Consider the following 26,580-nt stretch of genomic DNA (forward strand, 5'->3'; position numbering starts at 1 on the left):
TATCGGGGCGTGTACAAACACAGCAATGTTACAGCACAGTCAATTCCTTGGTGTACTCCGTGATCACCTTCGGTGCCGCCGAGGTGATGATGAGGGTGTCCTCGATGCGTACACCCGCCTTGCCGGGGATGTAAATTCCGGGCTCGATAGTCAGCGTCATGCCCTCTTCGAGCACGCCTGTGCCAGTCTTCGCGGCGCTGGGAGCCTCGTGCACATCTAGGCCCACACCGTGGCCGGTGGAGTGCACGAAGTACTCGCCGTAGCCGGCTTCTGCGATTACGTCGCGGCAAGCCTTGTCCACGTCCACAAGCTGTGCCCCCGGCACCGCGGCCTCCACTCCCGCCAGCTGGGCGGCGAGGGTCACCTCGTAGATCTCGCGCTCAAGCTCGCCGATTTGACCGATCGCGAACGTGCGCGTCATATCGGAGTTGAAGCCGAGGCGGTGCATGCCGAAATCGATGGTGACTAGGTCACCGTCCGCGATGACACGGTCGCCCGCGCCGTGGTGCGGCTTCGCCGAGTTCGGCCCGGAGGCGACGATGGTGTCGAAGCTGACGCGCTCCGCGCCGAGGACCCGCATGCGGTACTCCAGGTCCGCGGCCACCTCGCGCTCAGTACGGCCGGCGCGCAGCTGACCGGCCTGAAGCAGTCCGTCGAGCGCCTCGACCGTCAGCTCCGCCGCCTCCGTCAAGCGTGTGAGCTCCAAGTTGTCTTTGGTTAAGCGGATCTCCTCGATCACCCCGCTGACCGGGACGAGGGTGACACCCTCGGGGCAGGCCTCGCGCAGCTTTTCCAGCTGGGCTACCGAAACATAGTCGGCCTCGAACCCCACGCGGTGGCCCTCAGCGGCCGTAGACAGCATGGCGACACCGACGTTGCGCTCGATCGTGGCCTCGATGTCCGGCACCTCTTCGCCGATCTGGGTGGTGTAGCGCCCGTCGGTAGCAATGGCGGCGGTGCGGTCCTTCGACACCAGCATGGCGCCGTTCGACCCTGAAAAGCCCGAAAGGTAGCGCACATGTGTCAGGTGCGTGACCAGCATGTCGTCGATGCGACGCTCCGCTAGCTTAGTGGACAGTTTGCGGCGACGGTCCTCAAATCGGGTGTCTGCCAGTGCCATCAGAGCCTCCTTGCGTAGTAGTCGAGCGCGTGCCGGTAGCCGTCCACCCCCAACCCGGCGATGACGCCTTCGGCGATCGGCGAAAGGTAGGAGTGCGCCCTAAACGGCTCGCGTGCGTGCACGTTAGAAATGTGCACCTCGATAAAGCCGTGGTGATCTTTCAGTTCTACCAGCGCGTCACGCAGCGCGACGGAGGTATGGGTAAATCCGCCGGGGTTTATTACCACGGCCCAACCGTTATCCGCCGCCTCGTGCACCCAGTCGATCAATTCACCCTCGTGGTTGGACTGGCGGCATTCCACCTCCAGGCCGAGCTCGCCGCCGCGCTCAAGCATTTGCTTTTCGACGTCCGCCAGCGTCACCGACCCGTAGATCTCCGGCTGCCGCTTGCCCAGCCTGTTCAAATTCGGCCCGTTGAGCACCAAAATCTTCATCGTTACTCCGAAATCGCCTCATAGGCGGCACGCATCTCGTCCACCGTCGCGTCCTCGATCCGGGTGCAAGAGCCCAACCCGTCGAGAACGACGAAGCGGATGCGGCCGTCACGATTTTTCTTGTCCAACAGCATCGCGTCGTGCAGCTCGTCGAATGCGCCCGCCTCGTAGCGGGTGGGAAGGCCAGCTGTGGTCAGGATTTTTTCGTGGAGGGCGACCAACGGTGCGTCGATAAGCTTCCTGCCCAATGCCAGGTGAGCCACAAACATCATGCCCACCGCGACCGCGTTGCCGTGACGCCAGGAGTAGTGTTCGCGGCGCTCGATGGCGTGGCCGAGCGTGTGGCCGTAGTTGAGAATTTCGCGCAGGCCGGACTCCTTTAAGTCCTGGCCGACAACGCTCGCCTTCACCGCCACGGAACGCTCTACCAACTCCGGCCAGTGCTTATCGGCACCGTCCTGGTAGAGCTCGAGGATGCGCGGGTCCGCGATAAAACCGGTTTTGATCAGCTCCGCGGAGCCGGAGACGACCTCCGCTTCCGGAAGAGTGTCGATGCGCGCGAGGTCAATGAAGACGCTGTCCGGCTCGTGGAACGCGCCGACGAGGTTTTTGCCGGCCGAGGTGTTGATTCCGGTCTTGCCGCCGACGGCCGCGTCCACCATGGCTAGCAGCGTGGTGGGCACCTGCACGACCTTGATGCCGCGCATCCACGTCGCAGCGGCGAAACCGGCGAGATCCGTCACCGCGCCGCCGCCGAGGCCGATCACCGCGTCTTGGCGGGAAAAACCGTGTTCACCGAGCGTGTCCCAGAGATTGGAAAGGACCGCAAGGTCTTTGCCGGCTTCCGCGTCCGGCACGCACACCGTCACCGGCTGCACTCCGACGGCATCAATCCTGCGGGCAAGTTGATCTGCCGCATCTGCTAGTGGTGCCTGGTGCACAACGAGCGCCCGGCGGGCTCCGATGCGTGCGACACGCTGGGCAGCCTGGTCCGAATTGTCACGCTCGATATGGATGGAGTACGGGTTTTGGCCCGTGACCTCAACTACGGCCATGCGTCTCGCCTTTCTGATGAGTTAGCCCACGTTAATCCACGTCGATGAACCCGAGGATCTCCGCCACCACACGCTGGGGCGGGCGTTCGTCGGTGCGCACGCGGAAGCTGGAGACCTCGCGGTACAACGGCTCGCGCTGCTCCATCAGGTCGCGGTAGCGCTGCTCTCGGTCGTCGCCGTCAAGCACGGGACGCGACGCGTCCTCAGCAGTGCGGCGGATGCCCTCCTCCGCGGTGACGTCTATCCACACAACGGTGTGGCGCTGCAGCAGCGTGCGCACCTGCTCGGAGACGACCGCACCGCCGCCGAGGCTGACTACCCCGCCGGTGGCGAGCGCGCGGGCGACATAACCGACCTCGAGCTCGCGGAATCCCTCCTCACCCAGCTGCGCGTACACCTCGCCGCAGGCCTTGCCCTCGCCTTGCTCGATCAGCAAGTCGGAGTCCACGATCGGCAGGTTCAACGCGCTGGCGATGCGGCGGCCAATGGTGGACTTTCCGGCCCCCGGCATGCCAACCAGCACTACCCGCGGTGCGGCGTACACCATCGTCGGTGTGGCAGCGACAAGCTCGGTCGCACTAGGCGTGTCGGTTTCGTCGAACGGCGTCGCCCCCTTCTCGCCCGCCGCAGGTTCCGGGGCAAGTTCATCCACCAAGTCGTTCACGATATCTACCGGGGCTCCCCCGGCCTGGGTGGTCATGCCATGTCCTCCTCTTGGGCAAACGTGAGCCGGTCCGCAGCGTACGCGCGGTATGCCTCCACGTTGCGCCGCACCTCGTCCACAGTATCGCCACCGAACTTCTCGGACACGGCTTGCGCCAAAACCAACGCGACCATCGCCTCGGCGACCACACCGCCGGCGGGCACCGCGCACACATCCGAGCGCTGGTGGATGCCGGTCGCGGCCTCGCCGGTGGACATATCCACGGTCTTCAGCGCGCGCGGAACCGTCGAGATCGGTTTCATCGCCGCACGCAGACGCAACTGCTCGCCGTTGGTCATGCCTCCCTCGAGGCCACCTGCGCGGTTGGTGGAGCGCTCGATGCCGTCGGCGCCTCGGACCATCTCGTCGTGCGCCTGGGAGCCGCGTCGGCGCGCCTCCTCAAAACCGTCGCCGACCTCGACGCCCTTTACGGATTGGATGCCCATCAGCGCGCCCGCCAAGCGCGCGTCCAGGCGGCGCTCGCCGGAGACATGGGAACCCAGGCCGACGGGCAGCCCGTCCACGATCACCTCGACGATGCCGCCGAGGGTGTCGCCGTCCTTCTTCGCCGCCTCAATGCGGGCGACCATGTCCGCTTCCGCGTTCTTGTCGTAGGCGCGCACCGGGGAGGCGTCGATAGCCTCGATGTCTTTGAAACTCGGATGCGGGCCCGCGTACGGTGCGGACTCACCGATGGAGATCACATGCGAGAACACCTCGACGCCCAGCGTTTCGCGCAGAAAGCTGCGGGCCACGGTCGCCGCCGCCACGCGCGCGGCAGTCTCGCGCGCAGACGAGCGTTCAAGCACCGGGCGCGCGGAATCAAAGCCATACTTGATCATTCCTGCAAAGTCCGCGTGGCCCGGGCGCGGGCGGGTCAGCGACGCTCCGCGCCCCGACGCCATCGCCTTCGCCACATCGGGGTCCTGCATGTCCGCTGGCTCGGCGGACATGATCGTGGTCCACTTCGGCCACTCCGTATTTCCGATCTGGATGGCAATGGGGCTGCCGATTGAAGTTCCGTGCACCACTCCGGTGAGGAGGGTGAGCTCATCGGCTTCAAACTTCATGCGGGCGCCACGCCCGTAGCCGAGGCGGCGCCGCGCCAATTGATGGGCAATCTCATCTTTACGCACCGGCAGACCTGCCGGCGCATTTTCCACCAGCGCAATGAGGGCTTGGCCGTGCGATTCACCGGCCGTTGTCCAACGAAGCATGGCGACATTCTTGCACAAGCACTGTGCGAATCTGCCCTTAAACCCCCGAATACATACACAAAAAAGGAAACAGCACCCACAGCGCGCAGAGCATCGACGGGCCATGCGGAACAGAACGCTTCCGAAACACCACCGCCACACCTACGGTGAACAGGCCCGATAGCCCAAATCCGGCAACGACTCCAAGGGGCCCGCCGGCCGCCGCGCACGCCACGCCGAGCGGGACTGCGAGCTTGATGTCTCCCCCACCGATGCCTCGGCCCACCAGCAGATACCACCCCGGCCACAGCAGCCCCCACGCCAGGGACGGTTGCCACAGGCAGGCGGCCAAAGCTGCGACCGCGGGCGGCCCCGTCAGGGCATCCGGCAACCTGCGCTCGCGGATATCGAAGACGCACAGCAGCACCGACCATGCAAGAAAAACTGCCCCTGCCGCATAGGCGGCGAATCCCCCAGTCCCCACGCCAGTGAGGTTAGTGGTTCTGCTCCCAGTGGCGCAACAGCGCCTGGCGCATCTCCTCCCGCGGAGCATCAACCCCGGTGAACTGCTCGAACTGGGCGTAAGACTGCCCCGCCAGCATGGACAACCCGCCCACCACTGGGTAGCCGTTCGAGGCGGCGCTCACGGCCAACGACGTGGGCCACGGGTTGTAAATCACGTCGAACACCGGCGCGTGCCCAAGCGCCTTGGCATGCTGCTCCAGTGCATCCGCGGGCACGGTGGAGGCGACAACGTCCGCTTCCAAAGCAACCGCTTCAAGGTCGGCGTCGAAGGTGCAGAACGACACGTCCATGCCCTGCGCCAGTTCCACGTATTCCGCTGCGCGGTCCGAGCGGTTGACCACGGTCACCTGCTCGCATCCGATCTCGCGCAGCGCCCATATCACGGCGCGAGCTGTGCCGCCCGCACCGACCAGAATTGCGCGCTTTACCGGGGTCTCTCCCAGCAGCTCCTGCAGCGCCACCATGGCGCCTTCGCAATCGGTGTTGTCGGCGCGCCAGCCGCCGTCGATACGCGTGAGCGTGTTCGCGGAACCAATCTGAAGCGCACGCTCGGTGACCTCGTCAGCGAAGTCCAGCGCCGCGAACTTGCACGGCATGGTCACCGAAAAGCCGCGGAACGTCTCGTCTGCCTCCCCCACAATGCCTGGCAGATCGTCCGCTTCGCAGAGGATGCGGGAGTACTCCCAGCCGTCCAAGCCCAACGCCTGAAACCCGGCGCTGTGCAGCACCGGGGAGAGCGAGTGCTCGATCGGCGAGCCGAGGACCGCGGCGCGGTGCGTGGTCTCCATGGGTTAGCGCTGCGAATCCAGCACGCCAGAATCCACCGCACGCTGGGTGTCGTCAAGGTGCTGCTCGAACGTGTCGTTAAAGATGGTCGTGCCGTCCTTGTCCACGGTGACGAAGAATAGCCAGTTGCCTTCGGCCGGGTTTTCCATTGCTTCGATGGCCTCGATGGACGGAGAAGCGATCGGGGTCTGCGGCAGGCCGTCCATGGCGTAGGTGTTCCACGGGGTGACGCGGCCTCGGTCCTCGTCGGTGGTGGCAACCTCAACGGAAGGCAGGCCGTAGTTGACCGTCGAGTCGAATTCCAAGCGCATCGGCTCGTCTAGACGATTCAGGATCACTCGGGCGACCTTGTCGAACTCGCCGGCCGGAGCCTCGCGCTCGACCAGGGACGCTGCCGTGAGCAGCTCGTACGGGGTCAAGCCGACCGCCTTGGCACGGCCGACAATGTCGGTGGACTCGTACTGCTTAGCGGAGCGCGTGATCAGGTCAGTGAGGATCTCCTCGGCGCTCGCTTGCGGGTCGATGATGTACTCGCCCGGGGCGATCAGGCCTTCGAGCCGCTTCGCGTCGCCAGCCCGGCCGGCAACGGTCTCACGCGCCCACTCCGGAACGCCAAGGGCCTCTGGGTCCGCTTCCGCAGCAACCTTGTTCAGCTCTTCCAGCTTCACGCAGTCCGGCGCCGGTTCCTCACCGCAGGCGGACTGCTGAATCATGGTCAAAATTCCCAAGCGCTTCTGTCCGCCGAGGATATTGATGTCCATCAAGGTCGCTCCGCCGTAGACCTGCAACGGAGTAATGCGCTGCTGCGGATCCAAAAGCGCGTTCACCGCGGAGTCGGCGCTCATCTCTCCCTGCAGGCGGTAGAAGCCCGGCTGGATATTGTCGGCGTTCGCGTTGTTCGCCGCGGCAGTTTGGAACGCGTTGTCGGAGGCGACGATGCCGCGCTCCTCCAACTCCGGACCAAGCGCGGAAAGGTTCGCGCCTTCCTTGATCTGCACTACCTGCTCTTCGCCATTGCCTGCACCTTCGAAGTCGGACACGTTGTTGCCGCGGGCGATAGCAATCCAGGCGATCAGGCCGATGATCAGCAGGAGCGAAGTAACCAGCACCGCGGTGCTTCGTGTGCGCCGCATGGCGGCCTGTCGTGGGGTCACGGTTAATTCTCCTTGAGGTAGTTTTTACGGCCGTCCAGCCATGATTGCAGAATCTCTACCGCCGCCGCTTGGTCGATCACGGCGCGCGCGTCCTTTTCCCGCACACCGGAGGCACGCAGCGCCTGGGTGGCGGCGACCGTGGTCAACCGCTCGTCCGCCATCTTCACAGGCACGTCGCTGCGGCGTTTGATGCGGAAGGCAATTTCTTTTGCGTGCTTGACGCTCTTGGAGCCGTCGCCGTTGAGGTTCGACGGCAGCCCGACGACGACTTCCACGGCCTCAAACTCGTCGATAAGCTCAAGCAAGCGCTCGATGTCCTCGCCGTCGCGGTCTTTGAATCCAGTGACCCGGCGGACCGTTTCCACCGGGGTGGCAAGCGTCGCGTCCTGGTCTGAAGAGGCGACGCCGATCCGGACGGTGCCAACATCGATGCCGATGCGGCGCCCCTGCCCCGGGTCGTCGAACCCCGGGGTGTCTGGCTGCACCTTCATCCGTGTTTCCTTTCCGCCCTCGACGGCTACGTGGGTAACAGACCGGTTAACGGCGGGGCTGTCAACTGGCCTTGGTTAAACCTAACGGCTTCCTGTGGAACCGGCGGGGTGCTGCCTCGGCGTGTCACGCATTACAGCGCCGATTACTCCGCGAGCGACTCACGCACTGCGCGCAGCGCATCCTCGATTCCGGCCGGGTTCGCACCGGTGCCCTGCGCCAGGTCCGGCTTACCGCCGCCCTTACCGTCGACGTACTGCCCGATCAGCTTCACCAAGTCGCCGGCCTTCACACCGGACTGCACAGCCTGCTGCGTTGCGGCAGCGGCCAGGGAGACCTTGCCGCCCACCTGGGACAGCAGCACGATCACAGCGTCTTCTGCCTGGAGCTTGCCGCGCAGGTCGTTGGCGATCGTGCGCAGGTCGCCAGTGGTAATGCCTTCGGGCAGGTGCTTTGCGACGACACGGTGCTCGCCCACCGTCTGCGCCTCATCCGCCAGGTTGGCGGTGGATGCCAGAAGCTGCTGGCGGTGCAGGTTCGCAATTTCCTTCTCTGCCGCGCGCAGACGCTCGCTGAGCTGGGCGATGCGGTCCGGCAGCTCCTCGGTCGGGGCCTTCAACTCCGCAGCCAGGCCGGACGCGAGTGCGGCCTCCTTGGACAGGTACTTAAAGGAATCCATGCCGGAGTAGGCCTCAATGCGGCGTGCGCCGGAGCCGACGGAGGACTCACCGAGGACGGCCACCGGGCCGATCTGGGAGGCGTGCTCGACGTGGGTGCCGCCGCACAGCTCGACAGAGAACGGCCCGCCGATCTCCACCACGCGCACGGTGTCGCCGTAGCTCTCGCCGAACAGCGCCATCGCGCCCATCTCTTTCGCATGGTCGAGAGAGGTTTCAATGGTGTTGACAGCGAAGTCCGCGTCCACCGCCTGGTTGGTGATGGTGGCGATTTCCTGCAGCTGCGCGTCCGTGAGCTGGTCGGTGTAGTTGAAGTCGAAGCGCAGGTAACCCGGCTTGTTCAAGGAACCAGCCTGGACTGCGGTGGGGCCGAGCACCTGGCGGATCGCCGCGTGGATCAAGTGGGTCGCGGAGTGCGCTTGGCGCGCGCCGTGGCGCCAAGCGCCGTCGACCTCAGCAGTGACGGTGGAGCCCAAATCGAGCCCGCCGTTTTGCACCGTGGCCTTGTGCAGCCACAGTTTCTTGCCCACGCGCTGGACGTCGTTGACGTTGAGGATGGTCTCGCCCATGAGCAGGCGGCCACGGTCGGCCATCTGTCCGCCGGACTCGGCGTACATCGGGGTGACATCGAGGATGACCTCGACCTCGTCGCCCTGGGAGACCTCGCCGACCTTTTCTCCGCCGCGCACAAGACCGATCACCTTCGCGTCGTGGGTGAGCTGGTCGTAGCCGACGAACTCGGTCGGGTTCGCATCCACCCACTCGCGGTAGAGCGATTCGTCCACGTTGCGGTGCTTCTTCGCCTTGTTGTCTGCCTTGGCGCGTTCGCGCTGCTCCTGCATCGCGGCGTTGAAGGCGTCCATGTCCACGTCCAGGCCGGCCTCGCGCGCCATCTCCACGGTCAGGTCGATCGGAAAACCGTAGGTGTCGTGCAGCTCGAAGGCCTGCGCGCCCGGCAGGACCTTGGCGCCGGATGCGGACACGGCGGACGCGGCCTCGTCGAAACGCGAGGTGCCCGCCTCCAGGGTCTTGGAAAACGCCTTCTCCTCAGCGACGGCAACGCGCAGGATGCGCTCGCGGTTGTCCGCGATCTCCGGGAAAGACGGGGTCATGGTGTCCATGATGGTGTTCATCAGCGTCTCCATCACCGGGCCGGTGGCGCCCAGCAGGCGCGCGGAGCGGATGATGCGGCGCAACAGGCGGCGCAGGATGTAGCCGCGGCCCTCGTTGGAGGGGGTCACGCCGTCGAGGATGATCATCATGCCGGTGCGCGCGTGGTCGGCGACGACGCGGAAGCGGACATCGTTGTCCTTGTTGCCGGCGTCGTACTTCGCTCCTGTCAGCTCGACAGCGGCGTCGATGACGGGGCGCAGGAGGTCGGTCTCGTAGACGTTGTCCACGCCCTGGAGCAGGCAAGCCACACGCTCGATGCCCATGCCCGTATCGATGTTCTTTTGCGGCAGCTCGCCGACGATCTCGAAGTTGCCCTTCTTGTCGCCCTCGCCGCGGATGGATTCCATGAACACGAGGTTCCAGATCTCCATGTAGCGGTTGTCGTCGGCGATCGGGCCGCCCTCGACGCCGTATTCCGGGCCACGGTCGTAGTAGATCTCAGAGCAGGGGCCGCAGGGACCGGGGATGCCCATGGACCAGAAGTTGTCCTCCATGCCCATGCGCTGGATGCGCTCTTCCGGGATGCCGATCTTGTCGCGCCAGATCGATGCCGCCTCGTCGTCGTCCAGGTAAACGGTCACCCACAGGCGCTCCGGATCCAGGCCCAGCCCGCCGTCTTCGACAGCGCCAGTGAGCAGGGTCCAGGCGAGCGTGATCGCGCCTTCCTTGAAGTACTGGCCGAAGGAGAAGTTGCCGGCCATCTGGAAGAACGTGTTGTGGCGGGTGGTGATGCCCACTTCCTCGATGTCCAGGGTGCGCACGCACTTCTGGATGGAGGTGGCGGTGCCGTTTTTGAAATCCGGAGTTTGGTCGCCCAGGAAATACGGCTTGAACGGCACCATGCCGGCGTTGACGAACAGCAGTGTCGGGTCGTCCAGAATCAGCGGGGCGCTCGGCACCGGGGTGTGGCCAGCCTCGACGAAGTGGTTGGTGAACCGCTCTCGGATCTCATGGGTTTGCACGCGTGATTGTCCTTTCAGCAGCGCCGGTTTTTATCCGCGCTTACTCTACCCCGCGCCCGGGCGCAGCCCGGTGTCACCGTCCGCGGACGAGGGCACGCAACCTCCCAATGAAGTCTTTGATGCGCCGCTCTGCACCATGGTCGGTGGGTTCGTAGTAGACAGCATCTTCGAGACCGTCGGGCATGTACTGCTGCTTGACGACGCCCAAAGGATCATCATGCGGATAGACATATCCCACCGCATTGCCCATGGCCTTCGCGCCTTCGTAGTGCCCGTCGCGCAAGTGCGCCGGCACCGGCGGGGCATGGCCTGCGCGCACGTCCGACAACGCCCGGTCGATGGACTGGATCACAGACGGCGACTTCGGCGCCGTGGCCAAGTGGATTGTCGCCTGCGCAAGGGCGAGCCTTCCCTCGGGCATGCCGATGAACTGCACCGCGTTCGCCGCCGCATTGGCGGTCTGTAGCGCGGTCGGATCCGCCATGCCGATGTCTTCGGAAGCGTGGATGACCAGGCGGCGGGCGATGAAACGCGGGTCCTCTCCCGCCTCAATCATCCGCGCCAGATAGTGCAGTGCGGCATCCACGTCGGAGCCACGGATAGATTTGATGAACGCACTGACGATGTCGTAGTGCTGGTCACCGTCGCGGTCGTAGCGCACCACCGCGCGGTTCACGTTTTCTTTAACGGTGTCGACGGTGATGGTCTCCCCCGGCTGCACCGCCTCGGCCGCAGCCTCCAGATAGGTCAGCGCCCGGCGGGCGTCGCCGCCGGCGAGGAGGACCAGCTGGTCCCGTGCGGCGCCGTCAAGCTCGAATTCGCCGCCGAATCCGCGCTCGTCTGCCATCGCCTGGTCCAGCACCCCGCGCAGGTCGTCCTCGTTCAAAGACTCCAGCTTCAGCAGCAGCGAGCGCGACAGCAGCGGCGCAACCACGCTGAAACTCGGATTCTCCGTCGTGGCCGCGACCAGTAGCACGGTGCGGTTTTCCACCGCGGCCAGCAACGCGTCCTGCTGGGTCTTGGAAAAGCGGTGCACCTCGTCGATGAAAAGCACGGTATTCTCGCCGCGAATCAGGTCTCGACGTGCTTCGTCAATCACGGCGCGCACTTCCTTCACGCCCGAGGACAGCGCCGACAGGGCGACGAAGTTCTGCCCCATCGCAGACGCGATCAGCGATGCGATGGTGGTCTTGCCGGTGCCCGGCGGGCCGTAGAGGATCACCGAGGCGGCCCCAGAGCCGTCGATAAGCCTGCGCAGCGGCTTGCCTTCGCTGAGCAGGTGACGCTGGCCTGCGATCTCGTCGAGGGTCCGCGGGCGCATGCGCGCGGCCAAAGGGGCGGATGCCCCCGCCTCGAAAAAGGCGGTGCCGCGGTTTCCCAGCTCACCGCGGCCATCTCGCCCTGCGGCCGCGGAGAAAAGTCCCTCTTGCTCCAACCAGACCTCTCCTTATCGCAAGCGCTCAGCCAGCGTCTGGGCGAAGTGGTTTATCGTTTGATAAGCGGGGTCTTTGCCGGTGCCCGCGAATGCTGCAAGGGACTCGAACGTCTCACGCAAATCCCTGCGCACCAGCGCCTCGTCTGCGGTGAACGGCCCCTCCGAGTACGGACGCAGAACGTCACCAGCATGGTCTGCAGGATGCTCTTCCGTTTCTCCGCCCGCCTCAAGCGGCCCGAGGTCAGACACGTCGAGACCGGCAGCGTCGAAGTCCTCTTTGAGCTTGGCGTCGTGCTCCAACAAATCGGCCGGACTGACCGGATCCAGCATCGCCACACTGCTCATTGCCCAACCGATAAGGCCTGCAGTGATCCGCGCTTGGAGTGTATCCGGGTGCTCCACGCTGGGCCAGATGCCTCGCACTTCGCTCACCCAGGCGTCAACGAACGCCTCGGTCGCTTCCGCGTTAAACGGCTGCGCCGCAAGATAGACCGGGAAGCGTGCAACCACAAACGCCACATCGAAGGTCACATCCCTGAAGCCCGCCCACTCGTAATCCAGGAAGTGAAAGGAGTTGTCGGTCTGGATGACGTTGTCCGGGGTCAAGTCGAACGGCGTGAACGCGCGCATCCCGCCCCGCAGCAGACGGGTGCGCACATTTGTGGCCGCGAACCGGACCTCCCCCGGAATCTCGATGCCGGCGTTTTCCAAAAACTCCACGCCGATGCGGATGCGGTGCGACAGTAGGCGATCACGCAGCAGCTGCAAGTTCGCCGCGTTCTTCCGCGAACGCGTCATGCGCTGGAACAGCACGTTGAACGCGTCCTCGTCGTCCGCGGTGCCGGCATGCATCTTGCCCAGCGCCCGGCCGAGCCGGCGCAGCAGGTCCACGTGGGTTTCCGGGTCCGCGTCCTGCAGCAAGTCCGCCAGTGTGCGGCCGTCACCCAGATCCGAGATGATCAGGATGCGCTGTGCGGTGTCGTAGCCCAGCAGCACCGGGCCCGGGCGCACTTCCTCGCTTAACGACGTCGCGAACTGGTACGCCACCGTCTCGCGCAAAAATGCCGCGTCCGCCAGCTCGTCACCGGTAGCCGGCGAATGCTTCACCACCACCGAGCGGTGCTGAAAAAACGGGTTGTTGACCACGCGCGCGCGGAACACGTCCGCCAGCCCTGAGCCGTCGAGCCTTTCGACGTCCACAAGCTGCTGCTCTCCGCCATAGCGCCTGGTCAGTATGTCGGCGGCTGCGCGGATGATCTCCTGCGTATCGCCCATCGCTGGCCTACTTTTCGGCGCCTGCCGCCTCGGCCTCGCTGCCCTTGCCCTCGACATCCTTCTTCGGCTTAAAGTCCACGCCGGTCTCCTTGCGCTGCTCCGCCGGAATCGGCGCCGGGGCGTCGGTCAACGGATCCACGCCGCCGCCAGACTTCGGGAAGGCGATGACATCGCGGATGGATTCGAAGCCGCCGAGCAGGGACACGATACGGTCCCACCCGAAGGCGATGCCGCCGTGCGGCGGGGCGCCGTACTGGAACGCATCCAACAGGAAGCCGAACTTCTCGTCCGCTTCCTCGTCAGTAATGCCCATAACTTCGAACACGCGCTTTTGCACATCGTGCTCGTGGATACGGATGGAGCCGCCGCCGATCTCGTTGCCGTTGCACACGATGTCGTAGGCGTAGGCGAGCGCCTCGCCCGGATTCTTCTCGAAGTTGTCCAGGAACTCCGGCTTCGGGGAGGTAAAGGCGTGGTGCACGGCGGTCCACTTGGAGTGGCCGAGCGCGACGTCGCCGGAAGCGGTGGCGTCAGCGGCCGGCTCAAACAGCGGCGCGTCAACGACCCAGGTAAACGCCCAGTCGCCGTCCTTGACCAAGTCCAGCTTGCGAGCAATCTCGCCGCGGGCTGCACCCAGCAGCGCACGGGACGCCTTCGTCTCGCCGGCAGCGAAGAAGATGCAGTCGCCCGGCTTCGCGCCGACGTGCTCGGCGATGCCGGCCTTCTCCTCGTCGGTAATGTTCTTGGCCACCGGGCCGGTCAGCTCGCCGTCCTCCTGGACCAGGATGTAGGCCAGACCCTTGGCGCCACGCTGCTTCGCCCACTCCTGCCACGCGTCGAGTTGGCGGCGCGGCTGCGAGGCGCCGCCGTCCATGACCACGGCGCCGACGTACTCGGCCTTGAACACGCGGAAGGTGGTGTCCTTGAAAAACTCGGTGCACTCCACCAGCGGGATGTCGAAGCGCAGGTCAGGCTTGTCAGAGCCGTACTTTTCCATCGCCTCCTTGTAGGTCATGCGCGGGATCGGCGTCTGGATGTCGTAGCCGATCAGCTTCCACAGCTCCACCAGGATTTCTTCGGCGAGCTCGATGATGTCGTCCTGGTCCACGAAGCTGGCCTCAACGTCCAACTGGGTGAACTCCGGCTGACGGTCCGCACGGAAATCCTCGTCGCGGTAGCAGCGTGCCAGCTGGTAGTAACGCTCCATGCCGGCCACCATGAGCAGCTGCTTGAACAGCTGCGGCGACTGCGGCAGCGCGTACCAGGAGCCCGGCTTCAGGCGTGCCGGCACGAGGAAGTCACGCGCGCCCTCCGGAGTGGAGCGCGTCAGCGTCGGGGTTTCAATCTCGGTGAAGTCGTGGTTGTCCAGCACACGGCGCGCTGCCTGGTTCGCCTTCGCGCGCAGACGCATCGCCTTCGCCTGGCGCTCGCGGCGCAGATCCAAGTAGCGGTAGCGCAGACGCGCCTCCTCGCCGACCTCGCTGGAGGATGCGTCCTCGATCTGGAACGGCAGCGCCGCCGCCTTATTCAGCACCTTCAGGTCGGTGACATTGACCTCGATCTCGCCCGAGGCGAGGTTCGGGTTCGAGGAGCCTTCCGGGCGCGGCTCGACCGTGCCGGTGACCTGGATGACGTACTCGCTGCGCAGGTCGTGCGCGGCCTCTGCAACCGCGGACTCACGGAAGACCACCTGGGCCAGCCCGGAGCGGTCTCGCAGGTCGATAAAGATCACGCCGCCATGGTCGCGACGGCGGGCCACCCAGCCGGTGAGAGTGACAGTTTGGCCTTCGAGTTCTTTATTCAGGTTCCCCGCAAGGTGAGTGCGCAGCACGGTTTCCACGTCCTTCCACGTGATGGCGAATCTAACCTGGCAAAGTCTACCCGGCGCTGTCACGACGTGCGTCCGGCCCCCTGAAGCTTGCCAGACACCTGGGCACCTTGGGTGGAGCTGCACCGCGACTAAACCGACCCAGATCCAACACGTGCCCTAGATATTTGGCACAATTCTGACCATGACTTTCAGAGGCGATTACGCACAGGGCCAAGGCGGCAACGTCAACACCAGCTCCGGCGGCGGCGGAGGCGGAGGCGTGGGCGGCGGCGCGATGATGCTGCTGCCGCTCCTGCTGCGCGGAGGCGGCGGTGGAACCATCATTTTGGTCCTGCTGGCCCTGCTGTATTTCAGCGGTGCGTTCAACGGCATCCTCGGCGGCGGAGGCAACGACTCCCAGTCGCAGTCCCAGGGCGAGTACTCGCTGGAGCACTGCCAGGAGCAAGGTTCCTCCAACGAGTACGACGATTGCCGCGCGGCGGCGACCATGGGATCGCTGAACGCCGTTTGGGCCGACCTGCTGCCCGCCCAGTCCGAAACCCAGTTCACCAAGCCGGAAATGACCATCTTTAAAGGCAGCGTGAATTCCGGCTGTGGCTACGCAAGCGCTGATACCGGTCCGTTCTACTGCCCGCAGGATTCCACCGCGTATCTGGACGTCAGCTTCTTCGATCAACTGTCCCAGCTCGGCGGTTCCAACGGCCCGCTGGCTCAGGAGTACGCCACCGCACACGAGTACGGCCACCACATCCAGAACCTTGAGGGCACCCTCGGCTTGAGCGACTACAAGAACCCGGGCGAGGATTCCGCGGCCGTGGCAATCGAGCTGCAGGCCGACTGCTACGCGGGACTGTGGGCGCACCACGCGTCCAAGGGTGAGAACGCAGCACTTGAGCAGATCACCGACGAGCAGCTGCAGCAGGCCCTGCAGTCGGCACAGTCCATCGGTGACGACAACATTCAGAAGCGTTCCGGCGGCGAGGTCGATCCCGATGCGTGGACCCACGGCTCTTCGGAACAGCGCATGCAGGCGTTCAAGTCTGGCTACGAAACCGGCCAGATGTCGGCCTGCGACACGCTCAACCGCGGCGTGTACAAGAGCTAAACCGCCTCTTTTTCGCCCCGCTTTCGAAACGGCACGGCGCTACAGTGGCCAGCATGAACAATGCTGAACCTAACCGCGCCGTGCCGTTTCTTGCTGCGTTCAACTCCATCGAGAAATTCTTGCGCACCGAGCTCGATGCCAAACGGTCTGATTCTTTTTCGTGGATGGCCCGTCTTGCGGCGAAGAAGGGCATTGTCACGCTGGAGCAATCCGAGACGCTGCAGGAGTTCGCCGATCTGCGCAACGCGATTAGCCACGGCGAGTACGACAACTTGCGCCCGATTGCCGAGCCGCTGCCGGAAACCGTCGCTGAAATCGAGCGGATCCGGGATTCCCTGCTCGCCCCGACGCTGGCTCTAGAAGTGGTTGAGCACCAGCGGGTGATCACCTTCTCCCCTGAAACCGACATCCACGAGCCGTTGGAGATCATCGCCTCCGAGGGCCTCGCTCAATTCCCGGTCTATGAAGGCGGCGAGTGCGTCGGGCTCCTCACCACCAACGCGATTGCGCGGTGGCTGGCGGCAGAGCTGCGTGAGGACGACACTATCGCGGCAGGCACCGTGGCAGACGTGATTGAACACAGCGGCAAGTTGGACGAGCCGATTTTCCTGCCGCGAAACGTCACCGCGGCGGCTGCCGTAGAGGCGCTGAGCACACCGCTCGAGTCCGGCGCGGTTCCCCGCCTCGCCATCATCACCGAACACGGAAAGCCGACGCAGAAGCCTATCTCGGTGCTGGGTGCGACCGACATTCCGGCCCTTGCGCAGGAAACGTAATATCCCTGGTTTCGCTGTGGCGCTGCACACCTTTTCGTGCTGTAGTATCCGCGACATGTCTGCAAACTTTGTGAGCGTTGTCGACCTGTTCAGCATTGGCATCGGCCCGTCTTCCTCCCACACCGTCGGCCCGATGCGCGCCGCCCAAACTTTCATAAACAAACTCGACACCTTCCCGGCCAAGGTGCTGGTGGAGCTGCGCGGATCTCTCGCGGCCACCGGCGTTGGCCACGGCACCGACCGCGCAGCGTTGCTGGGCCTAGTCGGCTACACTCCCACCACCACGTCGGCTGATGCCGAGCCGAAACCGGGAGAGCCGATTCCCGCCACGGGCAGCATTTCCGGCCCCACCGGCACCGTCGAATACGTGCTGCGGTTCGACCCCGCTCCCGTGGCGGCGCACCCGAACTGCCTGATCTTCGACGCGTGGGACGCAGACGGCAATGTGCTTGCCGAGCGCGAGGATTACTACTCCGTCGGCGGCGGCTTCATCCAGGACCGCTGGGAGATGGAGGCGCACCGCGACGAAACCGGCGTGGCCTCCGCCCGTGAGATTCCGTCGGTGCCCCATCCCTTCCACACCGCAGCGGAGCTCATGCAGCTTTGCGACGAGACCGGCTTGACCATCGCCGAGATCATGCGCGCCAACGAAGAGTCCATTCACGGCCGCGAAAAACTCGACACCCACCTGGACGCAGTGTGGAACGTGATGCAGGAATGCGTCGCACACGGTTTGAAGACTGAGGGCACCCTGCCCGGCGGGCTGAGCGTCAGGCGGCGCGCGAACCGTCTCCACCGCCTGCTCACCGCCGAGTACGAAGCGTCCACTGCCCGCGGGCTGGACGCGATGGAGTGGGTCAACCTCTACGCGCTGGCCGTCAACGAGGAAAACGCAGCGCACGGCCAGGTGGTCACCGCGCCGACCAACGGCGCCGCCGGCATCATCCCCGCGGTGATGCACTACTGCCGCGACTTCACAGACGACTTCACCGTCGAGCGCGCCCGCGACTTCCTGCTCACTGCGGGCGCAGTCGGCTCCATTATCAAAACCAACGCATCCATTTCAGGTGCTGAGGTGGGCTGCCAGGGCGAGGTCGGCTCTGCCTCGTCCATGGCGGCCGCCGGCATGTGCGCCGCGCTGGGTGGCACACCTGCCCAGGTGGAAAACGCCGCGGAGATCGCCCTCGAGCACAACCTGGGCCTGACCTGCGACCCCGTCGGCGGGCTTGTGCAGGTGCCCTGCATCGAGCGCAACGCCATCGGCGGTGTGAAGGCCATCAACGCAGCCCGTCTGGCCAAGCTGGGCGACGGCACCAACATCGTCACCCTCGACGACGTGGTGGAGACCATGGCCGCCACCGGCCGCGACATGATGACGCAGTACAAGGAGACGTCCATGGGCGGGCTTGCAGTGCAACTGGGCCTGCCGGTGAACATCACCGAGTGCTAAATTTCGGCTCCCGCGCTCGTGATCGCCTGGGTCACGGCCTCGGCTGACAACGCCACGGACTCCTGCGAGTGCTGCGCGAGGTTCTTCACCGCCACCTCGCCGGCCTCCAGCTCGCGCTCCCCGAGCACGAGCGCGTACCTCGCGCCGGCGCGGTCGGCGCCCTTCATCGAGCCCTTGAGTCCGCGCTGCCCGTAGGACATGTCGGCGGAAACGCCGGCGGCGCGGAGCTCGTCGATAAGCTTGCTCATCTTCACCCGAGCCTCGTCGCCGATGGCGATGCCAAACACGTCCACCCGGTGCGAAGCCTCGTCGAGCTCGACGCCCTCCGCCTCAAGGGCGAGGACGGCGCGGTCGACGCCGAGGCCGTAGCCGATGCCGGACAGGTCCGGGCCGCCGATCTGGGCCATCAAGCCGTCGTAGCGGCCGCCGCCGCCGATGCCGGACTGCGCGCCCAAGCCGTCGTGGACGAACTCGAAAGTGGTCTTGGTGTAGTAGTCCAGCCCGCGCACCATGCGGGGGTTGATCACGTACGGCACACCGAAGCTGTCCAAAGCCGCGGTGACTGCGTCGAAGTGGGCGCGGCAATCGTCGCAGAGGTGATCCAGCATCAGCGGCGCATCCGCGGTCATCTCGCGGACTTCCTCGCGCTTGTCGTCCAGCACGCGCAGCGGGTTGATCTCCGCGCGCTTGCGGGTTTCCTCATCCAACGGCAGATCGAAGAGGAACTGCTGCAGCTTCTCGCGGTACGCCGGCCGGCAGTTCCTATCGCCCAGGCTGGTCAGCTCAAGGCGGAACCCGCTCAGCCCGATAGCACGGTAGCTGCGGTCAGCCAACGCGATGACCTCAGCGTCTAGCAGCGGGTCGTCCATGCCGATGGCCTCCACGCCCACCTGCTGCAGCTGGCGGTAACGGCCGGCCTGGGGGCGCTCGTAGCGGAAGAACGGGCCGTAGTAGTTCAGCTTCACCGGAAGGTATCCGCGGTCCATGTTGTGCTCGATAAACGCGCGCATCACGCCGGCAGTGCCCTCCGGGCGCAGCGTGACGGAGCGGCCGCCGCGGTCCTCGAAGGTGTACATCTCCTTGCTCACCACGTCGGTGGACTCGCCCACACCGCGGGCGAAGAGCGTCGTGTCCTCGAACACCGGCAGCTCAATGTGTTGGTAGCCGGCGATGCGCGCCTGACGGGCAAACTCGTCGCGCACATGGATAAACGCCGCCGATTGCGGCGGCGCGTAATCCGGCACACCCTTCGGGGCGGAAAGCTTCTGAAACTGGTCGTTCTTGTTCTCGCTCACACCGGGCAAGTCTAGTCCAGCCCTCCCCCGCCCGGAGCGAGTACCCGTTTAGCGGTCCGCGTTGGCCTGGCGCAGGTACGGATTGGTTGCGCGCTCCTGCGCCACCGTCGTCGCTGGGCCGTGGCCGGGAAGCACCTGCAGCTCGTCGGCCAGGTCCCACACCGGACCGCGGAGGGACTGACGCATCTGCTCCGGGTCCGAATCAGGCAGGTCCGTACGGCCGATAGACCCGCGGAACAGCACATCGCCAGAGAAGACCACGTCGTCGGCGACAAGCATCACACAGCCCGGCGAGTGCCCCGGTGCGTGCACGACGCGCAACTCCACGCCCGCGACCTGCAGGGTCTGACCATCCTCGAGCGGCGTGGGGTTGTCGATTGGGGGCATGGCGGAGGCGTCGTAAAGCTGGCGTGCTTGCTCGCTGACCCCCTCGCCTCGCAGCAACATGAACGCGTCCGCGGGATGGATGAATGTCTCCACCCCGAACGCGGCGGCATCGCGGATGTGGTCAATGTGGCCGTGCGTGAGCACCACCGCCTCGACGGTCAGCCCCTGCTCCTGCGCCAGCTGGCTCACCGCCTCGTGCGCGCCCAGCCCCGGGTCGATCACAAACGCCCGATCCCCATGAGCGACGACATAGCTGTTGGTTTGAAAAGGTCCTGCGGCGAAACCGGCGATTCTCATGCTGGCCACTATATCGGTGCTGATAGGCTTTCTAGCCGTTCAAGGGCGGATGCTTAACGACGTCCAGCTCCGCCCATCCCAACAAATTGGCGAGGTGTAAACCCCAGTGGCATCGAACGAACAGCGCGGCAAAGAAGCCCTGTCCCACCTGAAAAGCGAGCTGGATTCGCGCGACCGCAAAGAAAAGTCCCGCCCGTGGTCGGTGGCGGCAATCTCCGCGGCAGTGATCGCGCTGATCGGCGGCGGCATCTACTTGGCGGCCAACAACGACAGCGGCGAGGACCTCGCGGCCAGCGAAACCACCGCTGCTTCCGAGTCCGCAACCGAGGAGCAGGAGCCGTTCGACGCGTCGGAGTTCGAACCGATCGCCACGAAGCGCGAGCAGGCACTGCCGTCGACTGTGAACTGCACCTACAACGAGGCTGCGGAGCAGGGCGGCGACGGCGTTGGCACCCCGAAGACTGAGGGCGTGTCCACCGAGGGCACCCTCACCGTCGAGCTGGACACCAACCAGGGCCCGATCGGCATGGAGCTGGATCGTGCAGCCTCCCCCTGCACCGTCAACGCCGTCGAGTACCTCGCTGAGGAGGGCTTCTACGACGACACCGTCTGCCACCGCCTGACCACCGGCGACGGCCTGAAGGTGCTGCAGTGCGGCGACCGTGCCGGCACCGGCGCCGGCGGACCGGGCTTCCAGTTCGCTAACGAGCTGCCCACCGACAAGGCGCTTGAGGGCATCGACCTGTCTGAGGCGGGCATCCCGGAGGGCGCCTCGGAGGAAGAGATGATGCAGGCCAAGACGATGCTGCTGCAGCAAAACAACGAGCCGCAGCGCTACGACCGCGGCACCATCGCCATGGCGAACGCCGGCGTGGACACCAACGGCTCCCAGTTCTTCCTCAACTACGGCGACTCCGTACTGCCGCCGCTGTACACCTACTTCGGCCAGATCGACGACGAGGGTCTTGCCACCCTGGACAAGATCGCCGAGGCTGGCGTTGAAGGTGGCCAGCAGGACGGCGCCCCGGCTGACGAGGTCCGCGTCAAAAAGGCGTCCGTGAAGTAACACGGTGGAGTAACGCTTCCGCGCGCTCAAGCGACGTAGCTCTGGGAATCGCATCAAATTCTGCTGTCCGGTGTAGCGCACCACCAGCGCACCCATTAGCATTCCGAGAAGAACACACATTTTTACGAGTGAGGAAAATTCGATGAAGCTTCGCACCAGCCTTGCAGCGGCAGCAACCGCCACCGCGGTCATGGTTTCCGGCGCCGCAGTCGCCGACGCCACTCCCACGGTCAACGACACCGCGGAGAGCAAGTCCAAGGACTCCGGCGACAAGAAGACCATCAAGGACAGCCTGTCCTCCTCGGATGAAGAGGGTTCCTCCATCGAGGACATGACCCCAGAGGAGCTGAAGAGCTGGATCGCCGTGGTCACCGCGATCATCGGCATGCTCACCCAGGTGCTGTCCATCGCGTCTAAGTTCGCGCGCTAGTCCTCGCGCCGCTGACCCCGGAGCGGCGCGCGTGGTCTCCCGCGCTGCGGCGTGTAGACAAAAACCGGCTCCCTACAACCGGCTACCAACGGAATTTTCCAAAGGTAGCCGGTTCTAGGGAGCCGGTTCTCTTCGTCCCCCTCCCCGATAAAGCAGCGCCGCCGTTTCCCAGCCGTGGGGAATCGGCGGCGCTGTCGCGTGCAACCTGTATCAGATCAGGCTCATGCTCGTCTTACTTGTTGTTGATCAGCGCGATCGGGCCGAGCACGGAGTCGATCGGGTATGCCAGTGCCAGCGGCAGGACGAGCGCCAAAACAGCAGCGACGACACCGAGAATGACGCCAATCGGAGCGTCGGATGAGGAAGAAGCGGAGCTTTGCTCCTCGGTCGGCTTCTGCTCTTCGGTCGGCTTCTGCTCTTCGGTCGGCTTCTGCTCTTCGGTCGGCTTCTGCTCCTCGGTCGGCTTCTGCTCTTCGGTCGGCTTCTGCTCTTCGGTCGGCTGCTCTTCCGGCGTCGGTGCCGGCGCCTCAGCCTCAGCCACAGTCACCGGCAGGGACACCTTTGTGCCCGCGTCGGTGGTGATCTCGAGGGTCTGCTCGCCGGACACGCCCGCCGGGATCTCCAGCTCAATCTTTGCGCGGCCCTGCTCGCCGAAGCCCTTGTCGGCGTCGGTAACCGCGTTGTCGACGTCGGCGGTAGCCGTTGCCTCGCCCACCTTCGCGGTGACGGTCTCAGCCTGCGCCTCGCCCTCGGAGGAGTAGCTCAGGGAGGTCAGCTCGATGGTGTTCTTCTGGCCAGCCTTCAGACCGCCCTCCGGGAGCACCACGCCGACGTCCTTTTGGCCCTCACGGACCTGGGCGTCGCCGGTCTGCAGGTAGTCCACAAATGCCTGCAGATCGTTGTAGCCCACATCGTTGCGGTCGCGGACTTCGTCAGCGTTGATCAGGGCGTCGCCACCGTCGAGCAGGAAGGTCGACGCTGCAACGGTGTAGTCCTTCTCCGGATCCACGGACTCGCCGTTGATCTGGATGTCCAGGATGCGGTTGCCGCGCTCAGCGTTCGGGTTGTAGGTGTAGGACACGTTGTCGGACAGGCCCATGTCCAGGCGCGGACGGCCGGACTTCTCGGTGGCCTCCGGGGTCTGCCACTGGTTCTCCAGGGCTTCCTTGATAGCGGCGCCGGACAGGGTTGCAACGGCGATGTTATTGCCGAACGGCTGGACATTGGCAGCCTGCTCGTAGGTCACGTCGCCCTTGGCGAGGTCAGCGCGGACGCCACCGGCGTTCATGACGCCGAAGTCGATCTCAGTATCGAGGAAAGCGGACAGCGCAGCGACGGCGGACTGTGCCAGCATGTTGTTCGCGGTGGACTCGGTGCCGCGGTTCGAGCCCGGCTTGTCCTCCGGGTTGGAGCCACGCTTGAAGTCGGCGGCGATGTTGGCGACGACCTTCTGGCCGAGGTCCTTGGCAATCTTGTCGGCCTCCTCGACGATCTTCTCAACCTCCGGGTCCGGGGTAATGCCGAGCTCCTCGAGGTGGGTGGCGTCGATCTGGCGACCGTCGACGTCGACGATCTCCTTCGTCGCGGTGTCGTACGTGATGGCGATGTCGGTGACAACCTTGCCGTACTCGTGGGACTGCGCGTAGGGCACCTTGCCGTCGCGGTCGAGCTCCAGGCGCTTGATGTGGTCGTCGCCGCCGAAGATGAAGTCGACGTACTCAGGGTTGAGCTTCGGCGCGCTGGTGTCGGCCGGGTCGTGGATTAGCGCGATGACCAGGTCGGCCTTGCCGGACTCCTTGATCTTCTTCGCCTCGACGTTAACCTGCTCGGCGGAATCCGTGAACTTCACACCCGCAACGTTGGCCGGGCTGGACTTTTCCGGGGTGAGGTTGGAGGTCGTGCCCACCAGGGCAACCTTCACGCCCTCCTTCTCCACGATGGTGTACGGCTTCACCGGCTGCTCGCCATCAACGAAGATGTTCGCGCCGAGCTGCTTGTCATTGGTACCCGGAACGATGCGGTCGATCAGGTCCTGGTAGCCCTTATCGAACTCGTGGTTGCCCACAGCGGATCCGTCGGTGCCGATGGCGTTGATGAAGTCCATCGTGTACTTGTCGTCGGAGATGAAGGAAACGAACGCCGAGCCACCCTGGTTGTCACCGGAGGTGGTGACAATGGTGTTCGGGTTCTGCTCGCGCAGGTAGTTCATGATGCCCGCGACATTGGCGGCACCCATCTCGTCGCCGACCTTCGGGGTGATTTCCTTGACTTCCTTGCCATTCTCGTCGAGGACCGGGTTGCCTGCGGCGTCCTTCACCGTGGTCGTGGACGGGTTGTACTTCAGGCGACCGTGGAAGTCGGTGATGTTGGCGACGTTGATGGTGACCTGGTCAGCCTCAGCGGCTGCGGCGAACGGTGCTCCGGTGAGCACCACAGCGGTCGTGGTGGTTGCGGCGATCAGGGCGCCAGCGCGACGGAAATCAAACACGGGAGACTCCTCAAATATGCGGGGTAGTGTCCCTCCCTTGTATCCCGAATTCTGCGTCACCGCAGCGCAACTCCGCGGTGCGCAAACTCTTTTGCTGCGGAAATAACCTTCTGTGCACCAACATTTCATCTGCAGGAAACCTGGGCGCCGGCTAAGAGGAGGGCGTGGGCAACCTTTGGTCGTCGTTAAGCAGTCACGCGATAGACGTCAAAGACTCCCTCGATGTTGCGGATCTGGTTCATGATGGACCCCAGCTGCTTGATATCGGAGACCTCGATGGTCAAACGGATCGTGGCGATGCGGTCGTCGCCCGCCTGGGACGACATTGCCAAAATTGGCAACTTCGCCTCCGAGAGCACCCCGGTGGTCTCGGTGAGCAGGCCGTTGCGGTCCAGCGCCTCCAGCTGGATCGTGGCTCGCGACGCGCTCTTGTGCGAGCGCTGGTTCGCCCACTCGACATTGACCAGGCGCTCCGGCTCGTCCTTGAGCTTGTTGGCGTTCGTGCAATCCGTGCGGTGCACCGACACTCCCCCGCCGCGGGTGACAAAACCGAAGATGGCGTCGCCGGGCACCGGCTGGCAGCACTTGGCCAGCTTCGCCATCACATCCGGGCTGCCCTCCACCAGGATCGCGGGGCCGTCGCCACTGGCCTGCGGGCGCACCAGCGCCGACATCGGGGTGCGCGCGGTGAGCGCATCAACAGCGTCGTCGTCGCCGCCGAACATGTCCATCAGCAGGTGCGCGACGTGCTGACTGGAGACGTTGCCCGCGCCGATCGCCGTGTACAGCGCATCCACGTCCTGGTAGTGCAGCCGCGTTGCTACCTGGCGCATGGACTCGTTGGTGAACAGGCGGTGCATGGGCAGCCCGCCGCGCTGCACCTCCGCAGCGAGCGCGTCGCGGCCAGCCTCGAGCTGCTCCTCGCGGCGCTCCTTGGCAAACCACTGGCGGATCTTCGCCTTCGCGCGCGGGGAGACCACAAAATCCTGCCAGTCGCGCGACGGCCCCGCGTTCTGGTCCTTGGAGGTGAAAATCTCCACCCTGTCGCCGGATTTGAGCTCGGTTTCCAACGTCACCAGCTTGCCGTTGACCTTGGCCCCGATGCAGCGGTGGCCGACCTCGGTGTGCACCGCGTACGCGAAGTCCACCGGGGTGGAACCAGCTGGCAGGTCCACCACATCGCCCTTCGGCGTGAAGGCGAAGATTTGCTGGCTCGCTAGGTCGTAGCGCAGGGAATCGAGGAACTCGTTCGGGTCAGCTGCTTCCTTCTGCCAGTCCAGCAGCTGGCGCATCCACGCCATCTGGTCTACTTCGGACTGGTCGCCCTTGTGCGAGCCCTTCGTCTCCTTGTAGCGCCAGTGCGCCGCCACGCCGAACTCGGCGTTGTAGTGCATCTCATGGGTGCGCACCTGCACCTCGAGCGGGCGGCCCGTCTGCGTCATCATCGTGGTGTGCAGCGACTGGTACACACCGAAACGCGGGTTGGAAATGTAGTCTTTGAACCGGCCCGGCATCACGGAGTACAGGGAGTGCACGACGCCGATCGCCGCGTAGCAGTCGTTGACGGTCTCTACCAGCACGCGGATGCCCACCAGGTCGAAGATCTCGTTGAAGTCGTGGCCGCGCACGGCCATCTTCTGGTAAATCGACCAGTAGTGCTTTGGTCGTCCCATCACCTCGGCGGTGATGCCGTTGGATGCAAGCTCTCGTTGCAGCACGTCGGTGATCTCCCGCAGCGCCCTGTCACGGGACGGCGCGTGGTCCGCGACCATTCGCACGATCTCCTCGTACTTCTTCGGCTGCAGAATGGCGAAAGCCAGGTCTTCCAGCTCCCACTTCACACTCGCCATGCCCAGGCGGTGCGCCAGCGGGGCGATGACGTCGAGCGTCTCCTGCGCCTTCTTCGCCTGCTTCTCCGGCGGCAGAAAGCGCATGGTCCGCATGTTGTGCAGGCGGTCGGCCACCTTGATCACCAGCACGCGCGGGTCTTCCGCCATCGCCACGATCATCTTGCGGATGGTCTCCGCCTCGGCCGCCGCGCCGAGCGCGACCTTGTCCAACTTGGTTACGCCGTTGACCAGTTTGGCCACCTCGGGTCCGAAGTCGCGGGTGAGGTCGTCGAGGGAGTAGTCGGTATCCTCCACCGTGTCGTGCAGCAGCGCCGCCACCAGTGTGGTGGTGTCCATGCCAATTTCGGCACAGATGGCCGCCACCGCGAGCGGGTGGGTGATGTACGGGTCTCCCGATTTGCGGAAAACCCCCTCGTGCAGGCGCTCCGCAGTGGAATACGCGTGGTCGAGCAGTTCCGCGTCTGCCTTGGGGTGGAATTTGCGGTGCAACGACAGCAGCGGGTCAAGCACCGGGTTCGTCTTTGAGCGGCTGTTGCCCGTCAGCGACCGCGCCAGACGGGCAGACATGCTGCGCACGGAGGGGCCTGTCCTCTTCACCGGCTTGTCAGTCATTCCTAGCCT

The 26,580-nt window shown here is 64.9% G+C and carries 22 protein-coding genes; 5 read left to right on the plus strand and 17 right to left on the minus strand.

All coding sequences use genetic code 11. The features are described 5' to 3' along the window. Positions 1-28 precede the first annotated feature (28 nt). The 13 genes from CAFEL_RS06165 to aspS form a co-directional block, all read right to left on the minus strand. A complete protein-coding gene (locus tag CAFEL_RS06165) occupies positions 29-1,120 on the minus strand; it encodes an aminopeptidase P family protein (protein ID WP_194559342.1) in 1,092 nt (363 codons plus the stop codon). Further along, positions 1,120-1,554 (minus strand): type II 3-dehydroquinate dehydratase, encoded by a 435-nt coding sequence (gene aroQ, locus CAFEL_RS06170; protein ID WP_194559343.1) that lies wholly within the window; start codon positions 1,552-1,554, stop codon positions 1,120-1,122. The genes CAFEL_RS06165 and aroQ overlap by 1 nt, the downstream gene beginning before the upstream one ends. A 2-nt stretch (positions 1,555-1,556) precedes the next feature. Then, positions 1,557-2,609 carry a 3-dehydroquinate synthase gene (aroB, locus tag CAFEL_RS06175; RefSeq protein WP_194559344.1) on the minus strand — a complete coding sequence of 351 codons (1,053 nt, stop codon included), beginning with the start codon at positions 2,607-2,609 and terminating at the stop codon, positions 1,557-1,559. Between the two features lie 31 nt (positions 2,610-2,640). Beyond that, entirely contained in the window at positions 2,641-3,156 is a 516-nt protein-coding gene (locus CAFEL_RS06180; RefSeq protein WP_194559821.1) for a shikimate kinase, read from the minus strand. A 149-nt stretch (positions 3,157-3,305) separates the two neighbouring features. Next, positions 3,306-4,529 (minus strand): chorismate synthase, encoded by a 1,224-nt coding sequence (gene aroC / locus CAFEL_RS06185; protein ID WP_194559345.1) that lies wholly within the window; start codon positions 4,527-4,529, stop codon positions 3,306-3,308. A 37-nt stretch (positions 4,530-4,566) separates the two neighbouring features. Beyond that, entirely contained in the window at positions 4,567-4,992 is a 426-nt protein-coding gene (locus CAFEL_RS06190; RefSeq protein WP_290171963.1) for a prepilin peptidase, read from the minus strand. A gap of 10 nt (positions 4,993-5,002) precedes the next feature. Beyond that, positions 5,003-5,821, minus strand: coding sequence for a shikimate dehydrogenase (locus CAFEL_RS06195; protein ID WP_194559347.1), 819 nt, complete (start codon positions 5,819-5,821; stop codon positions 5,003-5,005). Between the two features lie 3 nt (positions 5,822-5,824). Then, a complete protein-coding gene (locus CAFEL_RS06200; protein ID WP_290171964.1) occupies positions 5,825-6,973 on the minus strand; it encodes an endolytic transglycosylase MltG in 1,149 nt (382 codons plus the stop codon). A gap of 2 nt (positions 6,974-6,975) precedes the next feature. Continuing rightward, positions 6,976-7,464 carry a Holliday junction resolvase RuvX gene (gene ruvX, locus CAFEL_RS06205; protein ID WP_194559348.1) on the minus strand — a complete coding sequence of 163 codons (489 nt, stop codon included), beginning with the start codon at positions 7,462-7,464 and terminating at the stop codon, positions 6,976-6,978. A 143-nt stretch (positions 7,465-7,607) separates the two neighbouring features. Beyond that, positions 7,608-10,274 carry an alanine--tRNA ligase gene (gene alaS, locus CAFEL_RS06210; protein ID WP_194559349.1) on the minus strand — a complete coding sequence of 889 codons (2,667 nt, stop codon included), beginning with the start codon at positions 10,272-10,274 and terminating at the stop codon, positions 7,608-7,610. A gap of 73 nt (positions 10,275-10,347) precedes the next feature. Then, positions 10,348-11,655, minus strand: coding sequence for a replication-associated recombination protein A (locus CAFEL_RS06215; protein WP_228496221.1), 1,308 nt, complete (start codon positions 11,653-11,655; stop codon positions 10,348-10,350). A gap of 66 nt (positions 11,656-11,721) precedes the next feature. Continuing rightward, positions 11,722-12,984 (minus strand): protein kinase family protein, encoded by a 1,263-nt coding sequence (locus tag CAFEL_RS06220; protein WP_194559350.1) that lies wholly within the window; start codon positions 12,982-12,984, stop codon positions 11,722-11,724. 7 nt (positions 12,985-12,991) lie between these two features. Then, entirely contained in the window at positions 12,992-14,815 is a 1,824-nt protein-coding gene (gene aspS / locus CAFEL_RS06225; protein WP_194559351.1) for an aspartate--tRNA ligase, read from the minus strand. Positions 14,816-14,996: 181 nt separating this feature from the next. Here aspS and ypfJ point away from each other — a divergent pair, with 181 nt between their 5' ends. Genes ypfJ through CAFEL_RS06240 form a run of 3 tightly spaced genes read left to right on the plus strand, consistent with a single transcriptional unit; the run spans position 14,997 to position 18,146 of the window. Beyond that, positions 14,997-15,920 (plus strand): KPN_02809 family neutral zinc metallopeptidase, encoded by a 924-nt coding sequence (gene ypfJ / locus CAFEL_RS06230; protein ID WP_194559352.1) that lies wholly within the window; start codon positions 14,997-14,999, stop codon positions 15,918-15,920. 53 nt (positions 15,921-15,973) lie between these two features. After that, positions 15,974-16,696 carry a CBS domain-containing protein gene (locus CAFEL_RS06235; RefSeq protein WP_194559353.1) on the plus strand — a complete coding sequence of 241 codons (723 nt, stop codon included), beginning with the start codon at positions 15,974-15,976 and terminating at the stop codon, positions 16,694-16,696. 55 nt (positions 16,697-16,751) lie between these two features. Then, on the plus strand, positions 16,752-18,146 hold the full coding sequence (locus CAFEL_RS06240; RefSeq protein WP_194559354.1) for an L-serine ammonia-lyase: 1,395 nt from the start codon (positions 16,752-16,754) through the stop codon (positions 18,144-18,146). On the opposite strand, the gene hisS is transcribed toward CAFEL_RS06240, so the two are convergent. After that, positions 18,143-19,441, minus strand: a complete 1,299-nt coding sequence (hisS, locus tag CAFEL_RS06245) for a histidine--tRNA ligase (RefSeq protein WP_194559355.1) — start codon at positions 19,439-19,441, stop codon at positions 18,143-18,145. The genes CAFEL_RS06240 and hisS overlap by 4 nt on opposite strands. 48 nt (positions 19,442-19,489) lie before the next feature. Continuing rightward, positions 19,490-20,125 (minus strand): MBL fold metallo-hydrolase, encoded by a 636-nt coding sequence (locus CAFEL_RS06250; RefSeq protein WP_194559356.1) that lies wholly within the window; start codon positions 20,123-20,125, stop codon positions 19,490-19,492. 106 nt (positions 20,126-20,231) lie between these two features. Here CAFEL_RS06250 and CAFEL_RS06255 point away from each other — a divergent pair, with 106 nt between their 5' ends. Then, positions 20,232-21,191 carry a peptidylprolyl isomerase gene (locus CAFEL_RS06255; protein ID WP_194559357.1) on the plus strand — a complete coding sequence of 320 codons (960 nt, stop codon included), beginning with the start codon at positions 20,232-20,234 and terminating at the stop codon, positions 21,189-21,191. Positions 21,192-21,333: 142 nt separating this feature from the next. After that, on the plus strand, positions 21,334-21,621 hold the full coding sequence (locus tag CAFEL_RS06260; protein ID WP_194559358.1) for a hypothetical protein: 288 nt from the start codon (positions 21,334-21,336) through the stop codon (positions 21,619-21,621). Positions 21,622-21,853: 232 nt separating this feature from the next. Here CAFEL_RS06260 and CAFEL_RS06265 read toward each other — a convergent pair whose 3' ends face one another. Both CAFEL_RS06265 and CAFEL_RS06270 read right to left on the minus strand, forming a co-directional pair. Next, positions 21,854-24,109 (minus strand): 5'-nucleotidase C-terminal domain-containing protein, encoded by a 2,256-nt coding sequence (locus tag CAFEL_RS06265; protein WP_194559359.1) that lies wholly within the window; start codon positions 24,107-24,109, stop codon positions 21,854-21,856. 185 nt (positions 24,110-24,294) lie between these two features. Next, entirely contained in the window at positions 24,295-26,571 is a 2,277-nt protein-coding gene (locus tag CAFEL_RS06270) for a RelA/SpoT family protein (RefSeq protein ID WP_194559360.1), read from the minus strand. Between the last annotated feature and the right edge of the window lie 9 nt (positions 26,572-26,580).

The sequence above is a fragment of the Corynebacterium afermentans subsp. lipophilum genome (genome assembly GCF_030408375.1).
Taxonomy (GTDB): Bacteria; Actinomycetota; Actinomycetes; order Mycobacteriales; family Mycobacteriaceae; genus Corynebacterium; species Corynebacterium lipophilum.

Coding starts and splice junctions, on each gene's coding strand:
- CAFEL_RS06165 (WP_194559342.1), bottom strand. CDS start 1,120: ATGGCACTGGCAGACACCCGATTTGAGGACCGTCGCCGCAAACTGTCC.
- aroQ (WP_194559343.1), bottom strand. CDS start 1,554: ATGAAGATTTTGGTGCTCAACGGGCCGAATTTGAACAGGCTGGGCAAG.
- aroB (WP_194559344.1), bottom strand. CDS start 2,609: ATGGCCGTAGTTGAGGTCACGGGCCAAAACCCGTACTCCATCCATATC.
- CAFEL_RS06180 (WP_194559821.1), bottom strand. CDS start 3,156: ATGGTGTACGCCGCACCGCGGGTAGTGCTGGTTGGCATGCCGGGGGCC.
- aroC (WP_194559345.1), bottom strand. CDS start 4,529: ATGCTTCGTTGGACAACGGCCGGTGAATCGCACGGCCAAGCCCTCATT.
- CAFEL_RS06195 (WP_194559347.1), bottom strand. CDS start 5,821: ATGGAGACCACGCACCGCGCCGCGGTCCTCGGCTCGCCGATCGAGCAC.
- ruvX (WP_194559348.1), bottom strand. CDS start 7,464: ATGAAGGTGCAGCCAGACACCCCGGGGTTCGACGACCCGGGGCAGGGG.
- CAFEL_RS06220 (WP_194559350.1), bottom strand. CDS start 12,984: ATGGGCGATACGCAGGAGATCATCCGCGCAGCCGCCGACATACTGACC.
- ypfJ (WP_194559352.1), top strand. CDS start 14,997: ATGACTTTCAGAGGCGATTACGCACAGGGCCAAGGCGGCAACGTCAAC.
- CAFEL_RS06235 (WP_194559353.1), top strand. CDS start 15,974: ATGAACAATGCTGAACCTAACCGCGCCGTGCCGTTTCTTGCTGCGTTC.
- CAFEL_RS06240 (WP_194559354.1), top strand. CDS start 16,752: ATGTCTGCAAACTTTGTGAGCGTTGTCGACCTGTTCAGCATTGGCATC.
- CAFEL_RS06250 (WP_194559356.1), bottom strand. CDS start 20,125: ATGAGAATCGCCGGTTTCGCCGCAGGACCTTTTCAAACCAACAGCTAT.
- CAFEL_RS06260 (WP_194559358.1), top strand. CDS start 21,334: ATGAAGCTTCGCACCAGCCTTGCAGCGGCAGCAACCGCCACCGCGGTC.
- CAFEL_RS06270 (WP_194559360.1), bottom strand. CDS start 26,571: ATGACTGACAAGCCGGTGAAGAGGACAGGCCCCTCCGTGCGCAGCATG.